Raw genomic sequence first — 18161 nt, 5'->3', positions numbered from 1 at the left:
TAGCATTCTTGCGGGGTTGTCGTATTACCTTTGTGCAAAATTTTCAACCCCAATATGAAAAAAATCTACCAGAAAATGTTCCTGCTGCTTGCGTTGGTTCTGCCAATGCATGTAAGTTGGGCACAAAGTACAACAGCTTCGTTAAACGGCCTTGTAAGCGATGAAAGTGGTTCTCCCCTGCCGGGCGCTACCATTATTGCCCTTCACAACCCTACCAATACGCAGTACGTGGCTACTACTAATACCGATGGCCGCTACAACATTCAGAACATGCGCGTGGGTGGCCCTTATACTGTAAAAACGAGCTACGTTGGTTTTCAGGAACAAAGCCGCCAGAATATTTTCCTGAGTTTAGGGCAATCGGTAAAACTGGATTTTGCCATTTCCAGTGGCACTATTGGCCTGGGTGAAGTTGAAATTTCTACCCGCCGCGACAACGTAATAAACCCGGATAGAACCGGCGCAGCAACCAACATTTCTAGAGAACAACTTGAGCGTTTGCCAACCCTGAGCCGTGGTTTATCCGATTTCACCCGGTTAACGCCACAGGCTTCCAGCACTTCCGGCGGAACTTCGGTTGGCGGTTCGAATAATCGCTACAACAATATTACGATAGATGGCGCGGTTAATAACGACGTTTTCGGTTTGGCTGGCAGCGGTACGCCGGGCGGTCAGGCTGGTACGCAACCAATTTCCCTGGATGCTATTGAGCAGATACAGGTAGTAGTTGCGCCTTACGATGTGAAAATGGGTAACTTTACCGGTGGCGGCATTAACGCAGTAACCCGCAGCGGTTCCAACAATTTCGAAGGCTCAGCTTTTGGTTTCTTGCGTAATGAAAACACCGTTGGCAAAAGTGTAGATGCTACCCGCACCAAAGCCGCCGACTTTAAAGATTACCAGGCTGGTTTCCGCATTGGTGGCCCGATATTGAAAGATAAATTATTCTTCTTCCTGAACGGTGAAGTTACCCGCCGCAGCGAGCCGCTGCAAAATAACCTGGGTTCTTCTACTTCCATTGTGCCTGCTGACAGCGTGCAACTGGTTTACGATTTCCTGAAAAATAATTATGGTTACGATGCAGGCTCTTTCGGAAACATTGACCGCTTAACGGAAAGCAATAAAGTATTTGCCCGTTTAGACTGGAACATCAACGCTAAGCACCAGCTAACGCTGCGTCACAATTTCGTAGATGCTTTCGACGATAATATCACCCGTTTCTCCAACAACTTCCGTTTCGGAAACAACGCTTATAAATTCAACAGCAAAACCAACAGCACGGTAGCCGAATTAAGAAGTAATTTCTCAGCCACGTATTCCAATAATTTAATTGTAGGTTATTCCCGCATCCGCGATTCCCGCGAAACTCTAGGCGGACTTTTCCCACAGGTGCAGATCAACTACAGCAACGGTGGAAATGGCAACGTAGTAGCCGGCACCGAACGCAGCTCTGCGGCCAACGAACTGGATCAGGACATTATAGAATTCACCGATAACCTGACCATTTTTAAAGGCAAACATACATTTACGGTTGGAACGCATAACGAATTCTTCAGTTTCCGTAACCTGTTCATTAACAATAGCAACGGTTATTACCAGTTCTCCAGCTTCAAAAATTTCTTTGCTGCCAAACCATTCCGCGCCGAGGCAACTTATTCTGCTATTCCAGGCAACGACCGGCCTTCTGCTGAGTTTGATGCCATGCAGTTAGGCGCTTACATTCAGGATGAATACAATGCTACTGACAGATTACGCCTGACTTTAGGTTTACGCCTCGATGTACCGGTATTACCAGATCAACCAGACCGTAACGAAAAAGTTGAAGATGCTTTCGACAGCTACCCGCAATATACCAATCTGCGTACCGATGCTACTCCGAGCGGCGAATTGCTGTTTGCCCCACGCGCCGGTTTTAACTGGGATGTTCGCGGCAATAAAACCTTCCAGGTACGCGGCGGTACCGGTATTTTCACGGGACGCGTGCCGTTTGTATGGCTTTCGAACCAGTTTACCAATAACGGGATAACGTTCAACACGATCTTTAATTCCAGCAACCCACGCTTCGAACCCAATCCTGCGCTGCAATCTACCATTGGTACAGCAGGAACCACTTCGGAAATTAACCTGGTAAGAGAAGATTTCAAGATTCCGCAAACTTTCCGCTCGAACCTGGCTGCTGATTATGAATTACCGATGGGCATTATTGCTACTGTAGAAGGAATTTATTCTAAAACGCTGAACGACGTTGTTTATAAAGACATAAACCTGAAAGATCCGGTTGGCACGCTTCCTGGCCCGGATAACCGCCCGGTTTACGCAACGTCGAGCAACGACCGTAAGATCAGCCGCGATTTCACGAACGTAATTCTGCTTGATAATGCTAAAAAAGGCTACACGTATACCGTAACCGGTCAGCTGCAGAAAACTTTTACCAACGGTATTAACACCATGATGGCTTATACTTACGGCGAATCGAAAGACCTGAACAGTGGCGCCAGCAGCACGGCCCGTTCTAACTGGCAATTCAACCAGATCGTTAACAACCCAAATGATCCGGAATTATCTTACTCCCGTTTCGACATCCGCCACAGAATTATTGCCAGCGGCGGTTATACCGTTAAATACGGCAACAATTTCGGCACTTCAGTTTCTGTATTCTATCAAGGCCAGTCAGGCACGCCGTTCACGTATTTATACCGCAACGACCTTAACAACGACGGAAATAATGCGAACGATTTGCTTTACATTCCGCGCAACCGCGATGAAATTATTCTAATAGGCAACAGCACCGTAAGCGCCGAACAAATGTGGAACGACCTGAATGACTTTATTGAAAACGACGATTATCTGAAAGAACGCCGCGGCCAATATTCAGAACGTAATGGCGCCCGTATGCCCTGGACGAATCAGCTGGATCTACGTTTAGGCCAGGATTTCTACATCAATGCCAATGGCAAGAAACATACTTTGCAACTTACTTTCGATGTATTTAACCTTGGAAACCTGCTTAATAAAGACTGGGGAAGAAACTACACCGTTGCAAATGCCGCTTACGAACTGGTTACCTACGCCGGCCGTCAGGCTGTTACCGGTTTACCAACCTTTACTTTTAGCAAGCCAAAGACTAGCGTTTGGGACGAAAACACTTTCGGTTCCAGATGGCAAGGTCAGTTTGGTCTTCGCTACATTTTTAACTAATAGATAATCAGAACAATAAAAAAGGCAGCCTGAGTGTTGCCTTTTTTATTGTTTTAAATTTCAAAAATTTAAGACTAAATATTTGAAGCTTTTGAAATTTGTATTAGTTTTGCAACACAATAACCAAACGGGGGATTAGCTCAGCTGGCTAGAGCGCTTGCATGGCATGCAAGAGGTCATCGGTTCGACTCCGATATTCTCCACAAAACCTGATCAGAAACGGTCAGGTTTTTTTGTTTATGGCTATTCCAGCCTCCCTTATCGGGCATATTATTAATTGCTTTGGATGCACTTGAAACGCAGAGCTATTCTTACTTAAATAATCGACTAAATATTATTTAAGCAAGAATTTATTTACTTTATCGTGCAAAATCGCTAATTTCGCCAACTTTCCTATCCATTGCCATTCAAAATTTAATCTGATCTTGCCTGGGTAAGAGGAAACTGCTTAAGACAAAAATGAATATACAAATAGAAGAAACTGAATTGCTGACGCTTACACCGGCAATTAGTATAGCTTACGATGCGGTGAATGACTGGATCTGCGTTACCTGGACGGGTAACCATTCTAAAGAAAGCGTAATGACATTTATTAAAGATATTGAAGCTGCTTTACGGAAAGAGAATTGCCGGAAGATCCTGAATTTGAACGCAAACTTTCTCCTCTCGTGGCAGGAAGCGCCGATCTGGGCCATTAAAAACTGGTTCCCGCGCTTATTTATTTTAGGTTGTACTTCTTTTGCCTGGGTGCTTTCGCCGCAATTTACCACCGGACCTATAATTACCGAAGTTTTCAAAACCCAGACGCCATTTTTACAGGCCATGGTCTTTACCGATGAAGAAACCGCTGCTGCCTGGCTGAGTGAAAATTAAATTTACCAAAACCTGATCCGCAATGGTCAGGTTTTTTATTGATAGTTCCGCACTTTTCAGGCTGTTTTCCCTACCGTTTTAATTTTATTGTTTCTGACTTTTGGGGCTCAAAATCATAGCGTTTTTCATTTCAGCAGAATTTTAAGGCAGGCAGTTTTTCCGGTTTGTTTGTAACTCCCGCCGGCAAAAACAGTATCAGTTGAAAACGAAAAACTCAAACTACCAAAACTATGGAACTGAATATAGGCTTAACGCCCGAGCAACTGAAAGGCAGTGTAGATCTTTTAACCAAAGTGCTGGCCAATGCCAACGTGCTTTACACCAAAACCCGTAATTACCACTGGAATGTTGTAAGCTCTGATTTTAAAGAGTTGCACACGCTTTTCCAGGAACAATACGAACAAATGGCAGAATCGATAGATGAAATTGCCGAACGAATCAGAACTTTAGGCTCTAAAGCAATTGGCACACACCAGGAATTTACGAAACATGCCACCTTACAGGAATTTCCCGGCGAATATCCGGATGCAAAAACTATGGTAGGCAACCTGCTCCGGGACCACGAGAGCCTGATCAGGGAAATGCGTGAAGACGTAAAAAAATGCGAACAGGAATTTGAAGACAAAAGCACCGCCGATTTTATTTCGCAGCTGCAACAAACGCACGAGAAAAATGCCTGGATGCTCCGCTCCTATCTATCCTGATCTTCAGAGAATAGACTCGTAAACTGTACATAAAAAAACTCCGGCAATTCCCGCCGGAGTTTTTTTTATGGTGTTATTAAAAAGCTACAGAAGTGAGCGCTAAAACACACAACATTAAAATTTGTTTTCGGCGGAACAAAACATTGTGGCCGGAAATAAAGTAAATGCGCACAGGCAACCGAATTAAGCATCTTTTTGTCTCATGCATTGTAGCTACAGCTTTCCTGAAGCACTATCTAAAACATACAACGCATGTTTGTTGCAAAAAAAAATTTAAGCCTAGCTGTTAAAATACACTCACTCAATATCATGCTAAAAAATATCCGAATATTTTTATTAATTTTGCGTTCCGATAATACTTTCTTTGTTAATGTTAAACCACTGAATTTCAGGTATACGAACTAAGTGATTATTCCCCGAAAAATTTTGATTTAATATTTAACAAACCACTAACCATTATATAAATAAGTGTATAAACAGCATAAACAGACCAAACTTCTGATGAAGGTAAACCCACGGGGTCTTTTCGCTTGTTTCCGGTTCAGCTTTATTTTATTAAGCTTCTGGTTCACTGTTGCTTTTTCGGCGCATGCCCAATCGTTACCAATTGTTTTCTGGGAAAAAGCTTTAGGCGGTAATAGAAACGACGATCTTACTTTTTTGCAGCAAACCTCTGATGGCGGTTACCTGGCAGGCGGCTTTACAGATTCCGGCCAGAGCAAGGATAAAGCCAGCGCTGGTTACGGCCTCACCGATTTCTGGGTGTTTAAACTCGATTTTAACGGTAACCTGGTTTGGGAAAGAACTTTTGGCGGCACCGAACAGGATATCTGTAATTTAATGGTGCAAACGGCAGATGGTGGCTGTATTTTAGGTGGCAGCTCCAAATCTGACCGCAACGAACATAAAAGCCAGCCCAACATTGGCAGCTTCGATTACTGGATTATTCGCCTGGATGCTAATGGCAACAAACTCTGGGATAAAACTTACGGCGGAACGGATTACGACTTTCTTTATTCCCTGCAGCAAACCCCGGACGGTGGCATTCTGTTGGGCGGTTACTCCGATTCGGGCGTTGGCGGCAGCAAAACCGTATGGAATGGCCTGCCCGACTACTGGGTTGTAAAGCTGGATGCGAATGGTAATAAACTCTGGGACAAATCTTTTGGCGAAGCTGATGCCGATGCAATTTATGTGCTGAAACAGGCGCCAAACGGAGGTTACTTTTTAGGTGGTGGTTCTGCTAAAAACACCGAGGGTCTTAGTCGTAAACGCCGCACCGGCGATGAATTCCACGTGGCGCATTTCGATGAAAACGGTATGCTTTTATGGGAAAAAACCTATGGCGGCCATGGTGACGATTACCTGACAGCCCTGCAGCCTACACTTGATGGCGGTTGCATAATTGGCGGGGTTTCCACTTCCGGCCGCAATGGCGACAAGACCCAGCCGAACCTGGGAAAAGGCGATTACTGGATCGTGCGGCTGGACGCTAAAGGCGAGAAGAAATGGGACAGAACCTACGGCGGCAAAAATTACGATTATCTTTCATCAATAGAAGTTACTTCCGACGGCGGTTTTCTTTTAGGTGGAATTTCAATCTCGCCCAAAGGTGCCGATAAAACCCACGACAGCAAAGGAAAAACCGATTTCTGGCTGGTAAAAACCGATAGCCGCGGCAATAAACTCTGGGACGAAACTTACGGCGGTGCCGAAGAAGATGCCTTATATGCGCTGCAACAAACTGCTGACGGCGGTTACATAATAGGTGGCGTTTCCGATTCGCCGACCAGCGGCCACAAAGAAAGCCGGCCATTGGGTTTTAAAGATTTCTGGATCCTGAAACTGAATGTGCTTGAACCTTCCTGGAACAGCCGTTATTAGGTTTTCGGAAATTAAAGTTCGTACCACTGCAAAAATATTACTCCGCCTGGTAAACATTTAAATGCCGGGCAACTTACTACTTCCTGCTGTATTAAAACTCCGGTGCTTTACCAGCCCGGAGTTTTTTATTTCAGAAAACGCTATGTAAAATGCGCCAAAAAGTCGGGTTTGCATTGTCGCCTGATAATTGTTTTGCGTATCAGCGTTAGGTTCAAATTTTCATTTATGGCTTTCTTTTCCGATCTTTTTTCCAACCGTGCCAAACGTAATTCTGAAAAACCACCGCTCAGTTTAAAAGAACGTTTTTCGGCACTTAAAAACTTACCCGGCTTTCTGAAACTGATCTGGCACACCAGTCCCAGAATGGCTTTTGCCAACATCATGTTGCGCATAATCCGGGCGGCGATCCCGTTGGCTACGCTTTACATTGGCAAGTTAATTATAGACGAAGTGGTGCAACTGGCTAAAACACCGGAAAACCTGGAGCTCAATTATCTTTTTATGCTCATCGGGCTGGAATTTGGGTTGGCCATTATTTCCGACTTGCTGAACCGCGCCACGGCTTTGCTCGATAGTTTGCTCGGCGATCTGTTTGCCAACCAAAGTTCCATAAACCTGATGGAACATGCGGCTACGTTAGACCTCGATCAGTTTGAAGATGCTGCTTTTTACGACAAACTGGAACGCGCCCGCCGCCAGACGTTGAGCCGCACCATTCTAATGACGCAGGTGCTCGGTCAGGCGCAGGATATTATTACCATGCTGTTCCTTTCAGTAGGTTTAATTGCGTTCAATCCGTGGCTTATTTTGCTGCTGGTAGTGGCCGTGATCCCGGCTTTTCTGGGCGAATCGCATTTTAATGAACGCAGCTATTCATTGGTGCATGGCTGGACACCCGAACGCCGCGAACTCGACTATTTGCGCATGACCGGCGCCAGCGACGATACCGCCAAAGAAGTAAAGATATTCGGACTTTCCGGGTTTCTGACTGATCGTTTCCGGCAGCTTTCTGACCAGTTTTACCAGGCCAATAAAAAGCTGGTGCTGAAGCGGGCCGCCTGGGGAAGTCTATTTGCAGCGCTGGGCAGTGCGGGTTATTACGGCGCCTACTTATATATAATATATAAAACTGTAACCGGCACGTTATCGCTGGGTGATCTGACGTTCCTTTCGGGCTCCTTCATGCGTTTGCGCGGGTTGCTGGAAAGTATCCTGAACCGTTTTTCAAGCATTGCCGAAGGCGCTTTGTATCTGCAGGATTTCTTCGAGTTTTTCCAGTTGCAGCCGCGCATAAAACCAAACCCGCAAGCCCGGCCATTCCCGAAACCGATCCGGCAGGGCTTTATCTTCGAAAATGTGGGTTTTAAATACCGCAACGCCGAAAAATGGGCCATCCGGAACCTGAATTTCACGCTGAAAGCCGGCGAAAAACTGGCTTTGGTAGGTGAGAACGGCGCTGGAAAAACAACCTTGGTAAAACTGCTTTCGCGCCTCTACGATCCAACCGAAGGCCGCATTTTGCTGGATGGTTACGACCTGCGGGAATACGATCCGGTGGAATTGCGCAAAGAAATAGGCGTTATTTTCCAGGATTTTGTGCGGTTTCAGCTTTCGGCGGGCAGTAACATTGCCGTGGGCCGCATTGAGGAAAAAGAAAACCAGCCGCGCATCGAAACTTCTGCTGAACTGAGTTTGGCTGATTCTGTTATTAAAAAATTGCCGGAAGGTTATAACCAGATCATTGGCAGAAGGTTTGCAAAAGGGGTAGATCTTTCGGGTGGCGAATGGCAGAAAATTGCACTAGGCAGAGCCTATATGCGCGACGCACAGCTTTTGATCCTGGACGAACCAACCGCTGCTTTGGATGCCCGCGCCGAGCACGAAGTTTTTCAGCGGTTTGCCGAACTTACCAAAGGTAAAACGGCGGTACTTATCTCCCATCGTTTTTCTACTGTGCGCATGGCAGACCGCATTCTGGTAATCGAAAACGGGCAATTTGTAGAGATCGGTTCGCACGAGGAGCTTCTTCAGAAAGGCGGTCGCTACGCAGAATTATTTCATTTACAGGCAGCCGGTTACCGGTAATTTACGAAGCCTGTAAACCTAGTTTCGGGCGGTAAAATCATAGCGTTTTACCGCCCGAAATTTTTACGAAACTTGGCAGATTTTTGCACTGCTTTTCCGAAGTATTTGCTTTGATAATTCCTTTCCGGAACATAATCACCTTATAAAAGCTGCAAGCAGAACATTTTAATTGAACTTTAACAAGAATATTATAAAAATTCCTGAATTTTTCAGACACATGAAAAAGCAGTTTTAAAGGCTAAAGACATACCATTTTTGCAATAAATGTTCTAAAAAATCAGCATCTATACAAATTGTACCATACCAACTTCGTTCAACCATATTTTTTAAGCGCCCGTTAAAGAGGTTCATGAAAAATTTAAACAAGTGTTCACAAAATGAAGCGACATGGTACGAAAAAAAATTATTGGCCTGTTTTTTCTAATGGTCACTTTCTTCCCGGCCCGACTAACGTATTCTAAAACTGATTTTCCGTTAAACATTAAACTGAACCCGATAAAGAAAATGGTTCAGAAATTGCCAATTTTCTCTCATAAAGTTTCCGCCTCGGTTTATTTCCCAGACAAAGCTCAAACCGATTCTCAACCCCTCATAACCGCAGATGGCTCCAAGATCAATCACCTGAAAGTGCGCAGACACCGTTGGATCGCAGTATCAAGAAACCTGCTGAAGCGCTGGGGTGGCCCCATCAGTTACGGCGATACGGTAGAAGTTTGCGGTATTTCGGAGAAACTGGATGGCACTTATATTGTGCGCGACACCATGAATAAACGCCTGAAAAACACCATCGATATTTTGGTAGATCGCCACGATAGCATTATGGGCCATTGGAAAAATGTGCAGATCGTGAAGTACCAAACGGTATCGGTTTCTATGTAAAAACTGCGGAGCCGGCGTTTCTGATAAATGAACGCCGGCTTTTTACTTGCTTCTCAAAACGCTATGGCTTCCGGACAAAAAACTGAAAGCGCTTGCAAAACGGTATGCTTTGGAGAGGAAAAACTCAGGCAACGCTTTAGCCTGGAGCTGCATCTGAAAGGAACAAAACAGGAAGATAAAATTCGGCGGAACTACAAATGTTCGGCAACATTCCGCTAACTTTAAATTCTGTTTTTGCAACTCCTTAAACTATGAAAAATCTTTTCGCAGCCTTTGCGCTGTCATTACTGCCCGGTTTGGGTATGGCCCAGAATTACTGGCAGCAGGAAGTTAATTACAAAATTGATGTGTCGCTGAACGATGAAAAGCACGAATTAAGTGGCACCGAAGAAATTGAGTATGTAAACCATTCGCCGGACCAGCTTTCTTACATTTACTTTCACCTGTGGCCGAACGCTTATAAAAACAACAAAACGGCGCTGGCGAAGCAAATGGTACTGAATGGTTCGCGTAAGTTACAGTTCGCTAAAAAAGAGGACCGCGGCTACATAAGCAACCTGGCCTTTGAAGTGAACGGCCGGCCGGCAAAACTCGAATACGAGCAGGAAGATATTGCCAAACTGATACTGAACGAACCGCTGAAACCCGGCGAAAAGATCACTATCCGGACGCCATTCCTGGTAAAAGTGCCGGGTGCAATTTCGCGTTTGGGGCATGTAGAGCAATCTTATCAGATCACGCAGTGGTACCCGAAACCGGCGGTTTACGACCGCAAAGGCTGGCACCAGATGCCTTATTTAGACCAAGGTGAATTTTATTCTGAATTCGGGAAGTTTGATGTAAAAATTACGCTGCCGGAAAATTATACCGTTGGCGCTACCGGCGAACTTCAAACCCTTTCGGAACTGGCGCGCCTCGATAGTCTGGCTGGCGTAACGGCGAAGAAAAGCAGTTTTGGAAACAATATGACTATCCCCGCTTCTTCGCCTAAAATCAAAACGCTGCATTACGTACAAGCTAATATTCACGATTTTGCCTGGTTTGCTGATAAGCGGTTTAACGTGCTGAAAGATACCGTGGAACTTCCCGAATCGAAGCGCCCGGTAATTACCTGGCAGATGTTCCTGAACAAAAATGCGGATGGCTGGCTGAAACGCAGAAACGATATTAACGATGCGGTTTATTATTATTCCAAACACGTAGGCGAATATCCGTACAGTGCAGCCACGGCCGTAGATGGCGCTTTGGGCGAAAATGTAGGCGGCATGGAATACCCGATGGTTACGGTTACTTTTCCGTCGGCTATTATCCACGAAGTGGGGCATAACTGGTTTTACGGCATTCTGGGTTCGGAAGAAAGGCAACACCCCTGGATGGACGAAGGCCTGAACTCTTATGTTGAAAGCCGCATAGACGACGACAAAAACGCAGAACAGGGCAAAAAAGATGGCTCCATTCCGGCTGGTTTGCGCAAGCATTTCGGGCTGGAAAATGTATCTGCTTCCATAACCGACGAAATGCTTTACCAGGCAACGGCCAGCCGCGGCAGCGATCAGCCGATAGAATACCACGCCGCCGATTATACTAAATGGAACTACGGCGGCATTGTGTACCAGAAATCTACTTTGGTTTTTAAATACCTGGCGGCTTATTTAGGGCAGGAACGATTTGATAAAGCCATGCACGCGTATTTCGAAGAATGGAAATTCAAACATCCGTATCCGGAAGATTTCCAAAGGAGTTTTGAAAAAAGCACCGGCGAAAACCTGGATTGGTTCTTTAGCAATATTATAAAAACGACCAACCCGGTTGATGTAGAAATTCAGCGCGAAGATGTGGGGCCAACCGGCCGCATAGTTACCATTAAAAACGAATCGGGCTACCCGGTAGCAGTGCCAGTAGCGGCTTTCGATGCGCAGGGCCAGAAACTTGAACAGCACTGGACCAAACCATTTTCCGGCACCGAAACCATAGCATTTTCTACCACCCAAGCCGAAAAATACGTGATCGATCCGGATTATGTAGTGCCTGAACTGAACCGCCGCGACAACCAGTTAAAAACCAGCGGGCTTTTCAGAAAATCAGAAAAATTCCGGTTGCAGAAACTGGGCGGCTTTGAACAGTACGATAAAAAACAGCTTTACTTTTTACCGGTAATTGGTGCGAATACCACCGATAAATTTATGCTGGGGGCCGCTTTTTACAACAGCAGCCTGCTTTATAAGCGTGTCAATTTCCTGGTAATGCCTATGTACAGCTTCCACGAAAACCAGGTGAACGGCATTGCCAATATCAATTATAACCTGGTGCCGCACGAAAACAATTTGCTGCGCCAGGCATTGCTCGGTTTCAACTTTCAGCGCTTCGAATATTTCGAGAAATACGAGCCTTCGCTTACGCTGAATTTCAAGCGGAAATCGGGCCGAAGCCCGCGCCAGCAACTGGAGGCGAAATATACTTTTATAAATAATCACTTACCTTCCATTAATTTTGGGGAAGATCTTGAAAGAGGTATTGCATTTTATCAATTACATACACCTCCGGATTACAATGCCCAAACGTTGAATTACCGCATCTGGAAAAACAATGCACTGCAGGATATGAGTTTGCAATTGCAGTTTCAGCGTTTGCACGCTCATAGCTGGGTAAATGATGCTACATATAGTATTAAAGCCATCGCCAACTACGAACGTTACTGGAGCAAAAACAAGAAATTCAGCGCCCGGGCTTTTGGCGGGAAATTTTTAAACAATCCTTGGTTCTTCACAATGGGTTTAAGCGGCAGCCCCGATTATCTGAAAGAAACCATCTTCCTGGACCGGGCACAGAAATCGGATGGAATCCGGGCATTGGCTGACCAAACCGATAATGCGGATGGTGCTTTCAAAAACTATATTCCGTTGTTTACTAATGATTGGATGAGCACGCTGAATCTGGAAACTGACATTCCATTTATTCCGCTAAGTGCTTATCTGGATTTGGGTAAAGTTGGTGGTTTCGATGATTTATTTTATGGAACGGGTTTGGCGCTGAACATTGGTGAAGGTTTTTTCAGCTTATATTTACCTATTGCGGGCAGCAACTTTGTGAACGATACGCCGGAAAATTTCAAAGATTTTAAGCAGAATATCCGTTTCAGTTTGCGTTTGAATATGCTGAATCCGTTTAAAGCCCTGAACGAAGCGCTATAGTTTCAGATGAAAAAAGTACTTTTTGGCTTCATATTGATAGCGTTTTCGGGCTGCAAGACCAATTACGAGAACCTGCCCGCTTTTTCGGAAAGCAAACAGGTGCAGGTGGTTATTGAAACGCCGGCCGGTTCAGCGAGAGAATATGCGTTCAGCCCGAAAACGAACGAATTTGTGGTGGTGCAGGAAGCCGGGCAGGATAAAATTGTGCGCTTTCTGCCCTACCCTGCCAATGCCGGTTTCATTCCGTCTACCCGCACGCCCGATAGTAAACCGCTGCACGTGTTGGTTTTAAGTGAAAGCCAGCAAACCGGTACGGTAACGGAAGTAATGCCGCTTGGCGTGTTACTTTTAGAAAGTGCCGGCGAGCTGGAGTACCAGATCGTAACCGTGCCGGCCAAACCCAGCGAACGCTTGCTCGATGCCACTGATTCAGAGGAATTCATGCAGAAATATCCGGCCGCAAAGCGTATGCTGGAAACGTGGTTTTTAAATGCTGAACCGCAGAAAAACGTGCGCATTATGGGTTGGAAAGACGATAAATTTGCCGACGACCTGATCCGGAAACACATGAAATAGATCCGATTTTACAGCCATAAAAAAAGCCTTTCTGATATTTTCAGGAAGGCTTTTTACTTTTTCGGCCCGAAAGCATAGCGTTTTTACTACTCGATCAGGTTCACTTTATTTTTTACAACTTCTACCGCCTGACGCATATTTTCTACGTTTTGTTTGGCGGTGGCTTGTTGCTTCAGGTTGTTTTCGGTATCCAGGTTCAGCTGATTTAGTTCCTGGGCATTTTGAGCAAGTTCCGCTTCCAGTTCTATGCGGCGCTGCTTGTTCTTCTCAATGTTGCGTTTAATTTCGTCGGCGGCTTTAATTACGCGTTGCTCTTCGGCCTGGGTATTAGCTAAAACTTTTTCGGCATCTATTACCTGGCGGGCTACATCTTCGCGGTAAAGTTTGCGGGCGAAATCGCGCAGAATGGTTTCGGCGGCTTCGTATTGCTGTGGCGTAGCATCTTTGTTTACGTAGGCGCTGCCCATATCCAGGCTCCACCAAACCAGCGTACCGCCTTCGGTTACATCTACTTTAGAAACAATGCGCAGCGGCGTAGAAGCTACAGCTTCAATTTTACCTTGCTCAATGGTATAAATGCCTTTGTTGCTGGTAAGAATGTTTTTGCTGGTTAGTTTACCAACTTTCTCTTTCAGGTAATTTTCCCAGGCTTTCTCTACCAGTTTGGCATCGAGCTGAATGCTGATCTGCTGACCTTTGCGCGGCACGCCGTTAATGTTTTGTTCGGTTTCGGTAACTACCGTTTTTTGCGTGAAACCAGACAAGGTAAAAAGAAGCAGAAAAGCCGCGAAGTAAAAGAATTTCATAAGGAAAACGCTATATATTTTTATGGTAAAACTAAATTTCGGGATTCTAAATTAGAGAAAACAAACCGGTTTAGAAAAAAAGATTTGGTTAATTTTTCAGATTCTCCGTTAAAGGTTTTTTTGTGCTGAAAGCATAGCGTTTTTTTAAGTAAGGAATGAATGGATGATTTTATAGAATTGGTTCATTCGCCCAGCTTTTAATTAGCTGCATGATTATGCCGTTATACTTCAGCCCGAAAATCAACCACCCCCAACCCCTCCTGTCCAGGCGGGGAGCTTTTTTCCCTGCTTTATTCAACTTAAACACTCGAACGCGCAGCGGAGTACGATCAACAAAAGCTACGAAGTACAAGCAAATTTTGCCGCTGGCAAAGCCACTACAACCTACTATATAGGCACTGCTTCGTTTGCTACGAAGAAGAGAAGTATCACGGTGGCCTTTTGTCAAAGAGTTGTTTGAGCGGTCAGCGAGTTCCGCTTTGACTTGATTTTTTTGGTTCTTTTTGTATCAAGACAAAAAGAACAGAGAAGTAAGTGAAAAGCAATTCAGCAAATGATCAAAGGTAGTAAGCTGACTATAAAAAACGGTATCCTTTCAAGCCATAAAAGTCAATAGCTTACGAAACTACCAACTTAATGAGATCTCTCCTATCGTCGAAATGACGATATAAAAAACGCTATCCTTTTGAACTGAAAAACTCAAAATCACTTAACCGTCCATAATGTACCAAAACGGGCTATTTTATAGTGTTCTCTTTAAAAACCGGTATATTCTATTATATTTGACCTGTTAAAAACCTTCATCTCTAAAAACCTGTCTATTTCCGTGAAAAAACCTATTTATCTGGGTTTAGTGCTGGGTACCATGCTGTTTACGCAGTGCAAAACCAGCGAAACCCAAAATAAGGCAACTTCTGCCACAACTACTACCCAACCGGCCGAGAAAACCTACACGTTCGAGAGTGTGCCCGGCGATTCGCTGAAAGCCCGTATTTATACCTTAGACAACGGCCTGAAAGTTTACATTACGCAGTACAAAGATGCGCCGCGTATTCAGACTTATGTAGCCGTAAAAGCGGGTAGCAAAAACGACCCGGCCAACGCAACCGGATTGGCGCACTACCTGGAACACATGGTTTTCAAAGGCACTTCTAAATTGGGAACTCAAAACTGGGCTACCGAAAAAGTGGAGCTCGATAAGATCGAAGCGCTTTACGAAAAATACCGCCAACAAACTGATCCGGCTGTACGCAAGAAAATTTACCACCAGATCGACAGCGTTTCGGGCGTAGCGGCAAAATATGCCATTCCTAACGAATACGATAAAGCCATGAGCGGCCTTGGTGCAAAAGGTACCAACGCTTATACATCGGTAGAGCAAACGGTTTACGTAGACGATATTCCGGCAAATGAAGTGGAACGTTGGGCAATGATCCAGGCCGAACGTTTCCGGGAAGTTGTGCCGCGTTTATTCCACACCGAGCTGGAGGCCGTTTACGAAGAGAAGAACCGTACTTTAGATAACGATTTCCGGAAGGTTTACGAAGCCATGAATGCCGCTTTATACCAGCAGCATCAGTACGGCACGCAAACTACCATCGGTACTATTGAACACCTCAAAAACCCTTCTATTACCGAGATCAAAAATTACTTCAACAAATATTACGTGCCGAACAACGTAGCTATTTGTTTGAGCGGCGACTTAGATCCGGAACAAACGATTCGCACCATAGACAAATATTTCGGCAGCTGGCAAAAGCAGGATGTTCCTGCATTTCAGGTAGCCATGGAAGAGCCTATTACAGAGCCGATAAAACGCGAAGTAATGGGTCCGGATGCTGAAATGGTGATGATGGGTTTCCGGTTTCCGGGCGTAAAAGAAAAAGATGCGTTGGCCTTGCGTATGATCGACCGTATTCTGAGCAACGACCAGGCTGGTTTAATTGATATTAATCTGAACCAGAAACAGGCCGTTCTGAACGCAGCTTCTTTTGCCGACATCAACAACGATTATTCTTCGCATATGCTCTACGCTTCGCCTCGTCAGGGTCAGAAGCTGGAAGATGCACAGAAATTATTACTCGGCCAGATCGACCTGATCAAGAAAGGTCAGTTTGCTGACTGGCTGATCCCGGCTATTATTAATAACGAGAAAATTTCCCGTATGAAAGAATACGAAAGCAATGCTTCCCGCGCCGATGCTTTCGTTACGGCTTTTGTGGCCAACATGGACTGGAAAGATTACGTGAACCTGGATAACAAATTCGCGCAGCTTACTAAGAAAGATATTGTAGATGTTGCCAACAAATATTATGGCAATAACTACGTAGTAGTTTACAAACGCAACGGAAAAGACCCGAACGCACAAAAAGTTGACAAACCAGTGATCACGCCGGTTCCTGCCAACCGCGGCGTAGAATCTGAATTCTACAAAACCGTAATGTCTGCTGATTCGAAAGAAATTCAGCCGGTTTTTGTGGACTACAAGAAAGATATTCAGCAGCTGAACATGAAAAACAATGTTCCGGTGCTTTATTCGCGCAATAAAGAAAACGGGCTGTTCGAGCTGTACTATATCCTGGATATGGGCACCAACAACGATCCGAAACTGGGCCTTGCAGTAAACTATCTGAAATACCTGGGCACCGATAAACTGACGGCAGAACAGATGCAGCAGGAATTCTACAAACTGGGCTGCTCTTTCGATGTGTTCTCTTCGCAGGATCAGGTTTATGTTTCGCTGCGCGGCATGGACGAAAACTTCGACGCCGGTTTAAGCCTGTTCGAAAACTTCCTGAAAAATGCCAAACCAGATAAAAAAGCCCTGAAAGACTTAGTAGATGGTACGCTGAAAAGCCGTGCAGATGCTAAACTGAGCAAGCAGATCATTCTGAGCCAGGGTTTGGTGAACTATGCGAAATATGGCAAAAACAACCCATTCACAAACGTTATTCCAGAGAAAGAGCTGAAAAAGATCAAGCCGGAAGAACTGGTTAGCATGATCAAGAGCATTCCGACGTATGAGCACCGCGTGCTTTACTACGGTCCTCGTACTGAAAGCAAACTGGTTTCAACCCTGAACGAAGGCCGCATTTTACCGGCTACTTTAAAACCAGCTCCTGCCGAAAAAGTATTCAAAGAGCAGGATATCAAGCAAAACAAAGTTTACTGGGTAGATTACAACATGGTGCAGGCCGAGATCATTTTCCTGACCAAAGGCCAGAACTACAACCCGGAAATGGTACCAACCGTGCAGCTTTACAACGAGTATTTCGGCGGCAACATGGGCTCTATCGTTTTCCAGGAACTGCGCGAATCCAAAGCCTTGGCTTACTCGGTAAATTCCCGCTACAACAACGCCTCGAAGAAAGAACGTGCCAATTACATTATGTCTTACATTGGTACGCAGAGCGATAAACTGCCGGAAGCTATGGCGGGTATGGATGCTTTATTAGCTGAAATGCCGGTTGCTGAAATGAATCTGCAGAACGCAAAAGCTTCGATCCGCAACAACATTGCCACCGAACGCATTACCAAATCAGGAATTCTGTTCAACTACGAGCGCGCCAAGAAACTGGGCATCGACTACGACATCCGCCGCGAGATCTTCACCGACGTAAACGCCATGACCATGGACGACGTGAAGAAATTCCAGGCTGAAAACGTAAAAGGCCAGCCAAAAGCGATTCTGGTAATTGGTTCGAAAGACCGCCTGAACTTTAAAGAACTAGCAAAATACGGCAAAGTAGAACAACTGAGCCTGAAAGAAGTATTTGGTTACTAAAACGGTATCGAAATCCGCTAAAAAAGTAAAAAGGGAAGTTGCATTTGCAGCTTCCCTTTTTTAATTTGTACGAAACCTGTTGTTGACTTTATGGTTTAAAGCATAACCTTAAGGATGCATCGCAATCAAAAAAGCATACTTTAATTTTGGTTAGTCTCGCCGTATTCTTCTTTACGACCAG

At 45.1% G+C, this 18161-nt stretch carries 10 protein-coding genes and 1 tRNA gene; 10 read left to right on the top strand and 1 reads right to left on the bottom strand.

What is annotated here, in order from left to right; all coding sequences use genetic code 11:
• Positions 1–54: 54 nt before the first annotated feature.
• The 9 genes from ACFPIB_RS01780 to ACFPIB_RS01740 all read left to right on the top strand — a co-directional run bounded on the left by ACFPIB_RS01780 (position 55) and on the right by ACFPIB_RS01740 (position 13390).
• Positions 55–3198, top strand: a complete 3144-nt coding sequence (locus tag ACFPIB_RS01780; RefSeq protein ID WP_378015700.1) for a TonB-dependent receptor — start codon at positions 55–57, stop codon at positions 3196–3198.
• A gap of 129 nt (positions 3199–3327) precedes the next feature.
• Positions 3328–3401: transfer RNA gene (locus tag ACFPIB_RS01775), tRNA-Ala, on the top strand.
• Between the two features lie 256 nt (positions 3402–3657).
• A complete protein-coding gene (locus ACFPIB_RS01770) occupies positions 3658–4071 on the top strand; it encodes a hypothetical protein (protein WP_378015699.1) in 414 nt (137 codons plus the stop codon).
• Between the two features lie 230 nt (positions 4072–4301).
• Positions 4302–4775, top strand: coding sequence for a Dps family protein (locus ACFPIB_RS01765; protein ID WP_378015698.1), 474 nt, complete (start codon positions 4302–4304; stop codon positions 4773–4775).
• Positions 4776–5276: 501 nt separating this feature from the next.
• Complete coding sequence (locus ACFPIB_RS01760) at positions 5277–6659, top strand: hypothetical protein (protein ID WP_378015697.1); 1383 nt, start codon at positions 5277–5279, stop codon at positions 6657–6659.
• 225 nt (positions 6660–6884) lie between these two features.
• Positions 6885–8744 (top strand): ABC transporter ATP-binding protein, encoded by a 1860-nt coding sequence (locus tag ACFPIB_RS01755; protein WP_378015696.1) that lies wholly within the window; start codon positions 6885–6887, stop codon positions 8742–8744.
• A 387-nt stretch (positions 8745–9131) separates the two neighbouring features.
• Complete coding sequence (locus ACFPIB_RS01750; protein ID WP_378015695.1) at positions 9132–9623, top strand: RlpA-like double-psi beta-barrel domain-containing protein; 492 nt, start codon at positions 9132–9134, stop codon at positions 9621–9623.
• A gap of 251 nt (positions 9624–9874) precedes the next feature.
• Positions 9875–12814, top strand: coding sequence for a M1 family metallopeptidase (locus ACFPIB_RS01745; RefSeq protein ID WP_378015694.1), 2940 nt, complete (start codon positions 9875–9877; stop codon positions 12812–12814).
• A 6-nt stretch (positions 12815–12820) separates the two neighbouring features.
• Entirely contained in the window at positions 12821–13390 is a 570-nt protein-coding gene (locus ACFPIB_RS01740; protein ID WP_378015693.1) for an inorganic diphosphatase, read from the top strand.
• 86 nt (positions 13391–13476) lie between these two features.
• Here the strand turns inward: ACFPIB_RS01740 and ACFPIB_RS01735 are convergent, their stop codons facing one another.
• Complete coding sequence (locus ACFPIB_RS01735; RefSeq protein ID WP_378015692.1) at positions 13477–14196, bottom strand: DNA repair ATPase; 720 nt, start codon at positions 14194–14196, stop codon at positions 13477–13479.
• An 826-nt stretch (positions 14197–15022) separates the two neighbouring features.
• On the opposite strand from ACFPIB_RS01735, the gene ACFPIB_RS01730 reads away from it, so the two are divergent.
• Complete coding sequence (locus ACFPIB_RS01730) at positions 15023–17980, top strand: M16 family metallopeptidase (RefSeq protein ID WP_378015691.1); 2958 nt, start codon at positions 15023–15025, stop codon at positions 17978–17980.
• Positions 17981–18161 lie beyond the last annotated feature (181 nt).

The organism is Adhaeribacter terreus (assembly GCF_042657365.1).
Taxonomy (GTDB): domain Bacteria; phylum Bacteroidota; class Bacteroidia; order Cytophagales; family Hymenobacteraceae; genus Adhaeribacter_A; species Adhaeribacter_A terreus.
Note: the sequence above shows the minus strand (reverse complement) of the source record. Positions and strands in the feature narration are given on the sequence as shown.

What these genes read in the sequence shown, in the direction of transcription:
- ACFPIB_RS01780 (WP_378015700.1), top strand. Translation starts at nt 55, where the DNA reads ATGAAAAAAATCTACCAGAAAATGTTCCTGCTGCTTGCGTTGGTTCTG.
- ACFPIB_RS01750 (WP_378015695.1), top strand. Translation starts at nt 9,132, where the DNA reads ATGGTACGAAAAAAAATTATTGGCCTGTTTTTTCTAATGGTCACTTTC.
- ACFPIB_RS01755 (WP_378015696.1), top strand. Translation starts at nt 6,885, where the DNA reads ATGGCTTTCTTTTCCGATCTTTTTTCCAACCGTGCCAAACGTAATTCT.
- ACFPIB_RS01740 (WP_378015693.1), top strand. Translation starts at nt 12,821, where the DNA reads ATGAAAAAAGTACTTTTTGGCTTCATATTGATAGCGTTTTCGGGCTGC.
- ACFPIB_RS01735 (WP_378015692.1), bottom strand. Translation starts at nt 14,196, where the DNA reads ATGAAATTCTTTTACTTCGCGGCTTTTCTGCTTCTTTTTACCTTGTCT.
- ACFPIB_RS01760 (WP_378015697.1), top strand. Translation starts at nt 5,277, where the DNA reads ATGAAGGTAAACCCACGGGGTCTTTTCGCTTGTTTCCGGTTCAGCTTT.
- ACFPIB_RS01745 (WP_378015694.1), top strand. Translation starts at nt 9,875, where the DNA reads ATGAAAAATCTTTTCGCAGCCTTTGCGCTGTCATTACTGCCCGGTTTG.
- ACFPIB_RS01765 (WP_378015698.1), top strand. Translation starts at nt 4,302, where the DNA reads ATGGAACTGAATATAGGCTTAACGCCCGAGCAACTGAAAGGCAGTGTA.
- ACFPIB_RS01770 (WP_378015699.1), top strand. Translation starts at nt 3,658, where the DNA reads ATGAATATACAAATAGAAGAAACTGAATTGCTGACGCTTACACCGGCA.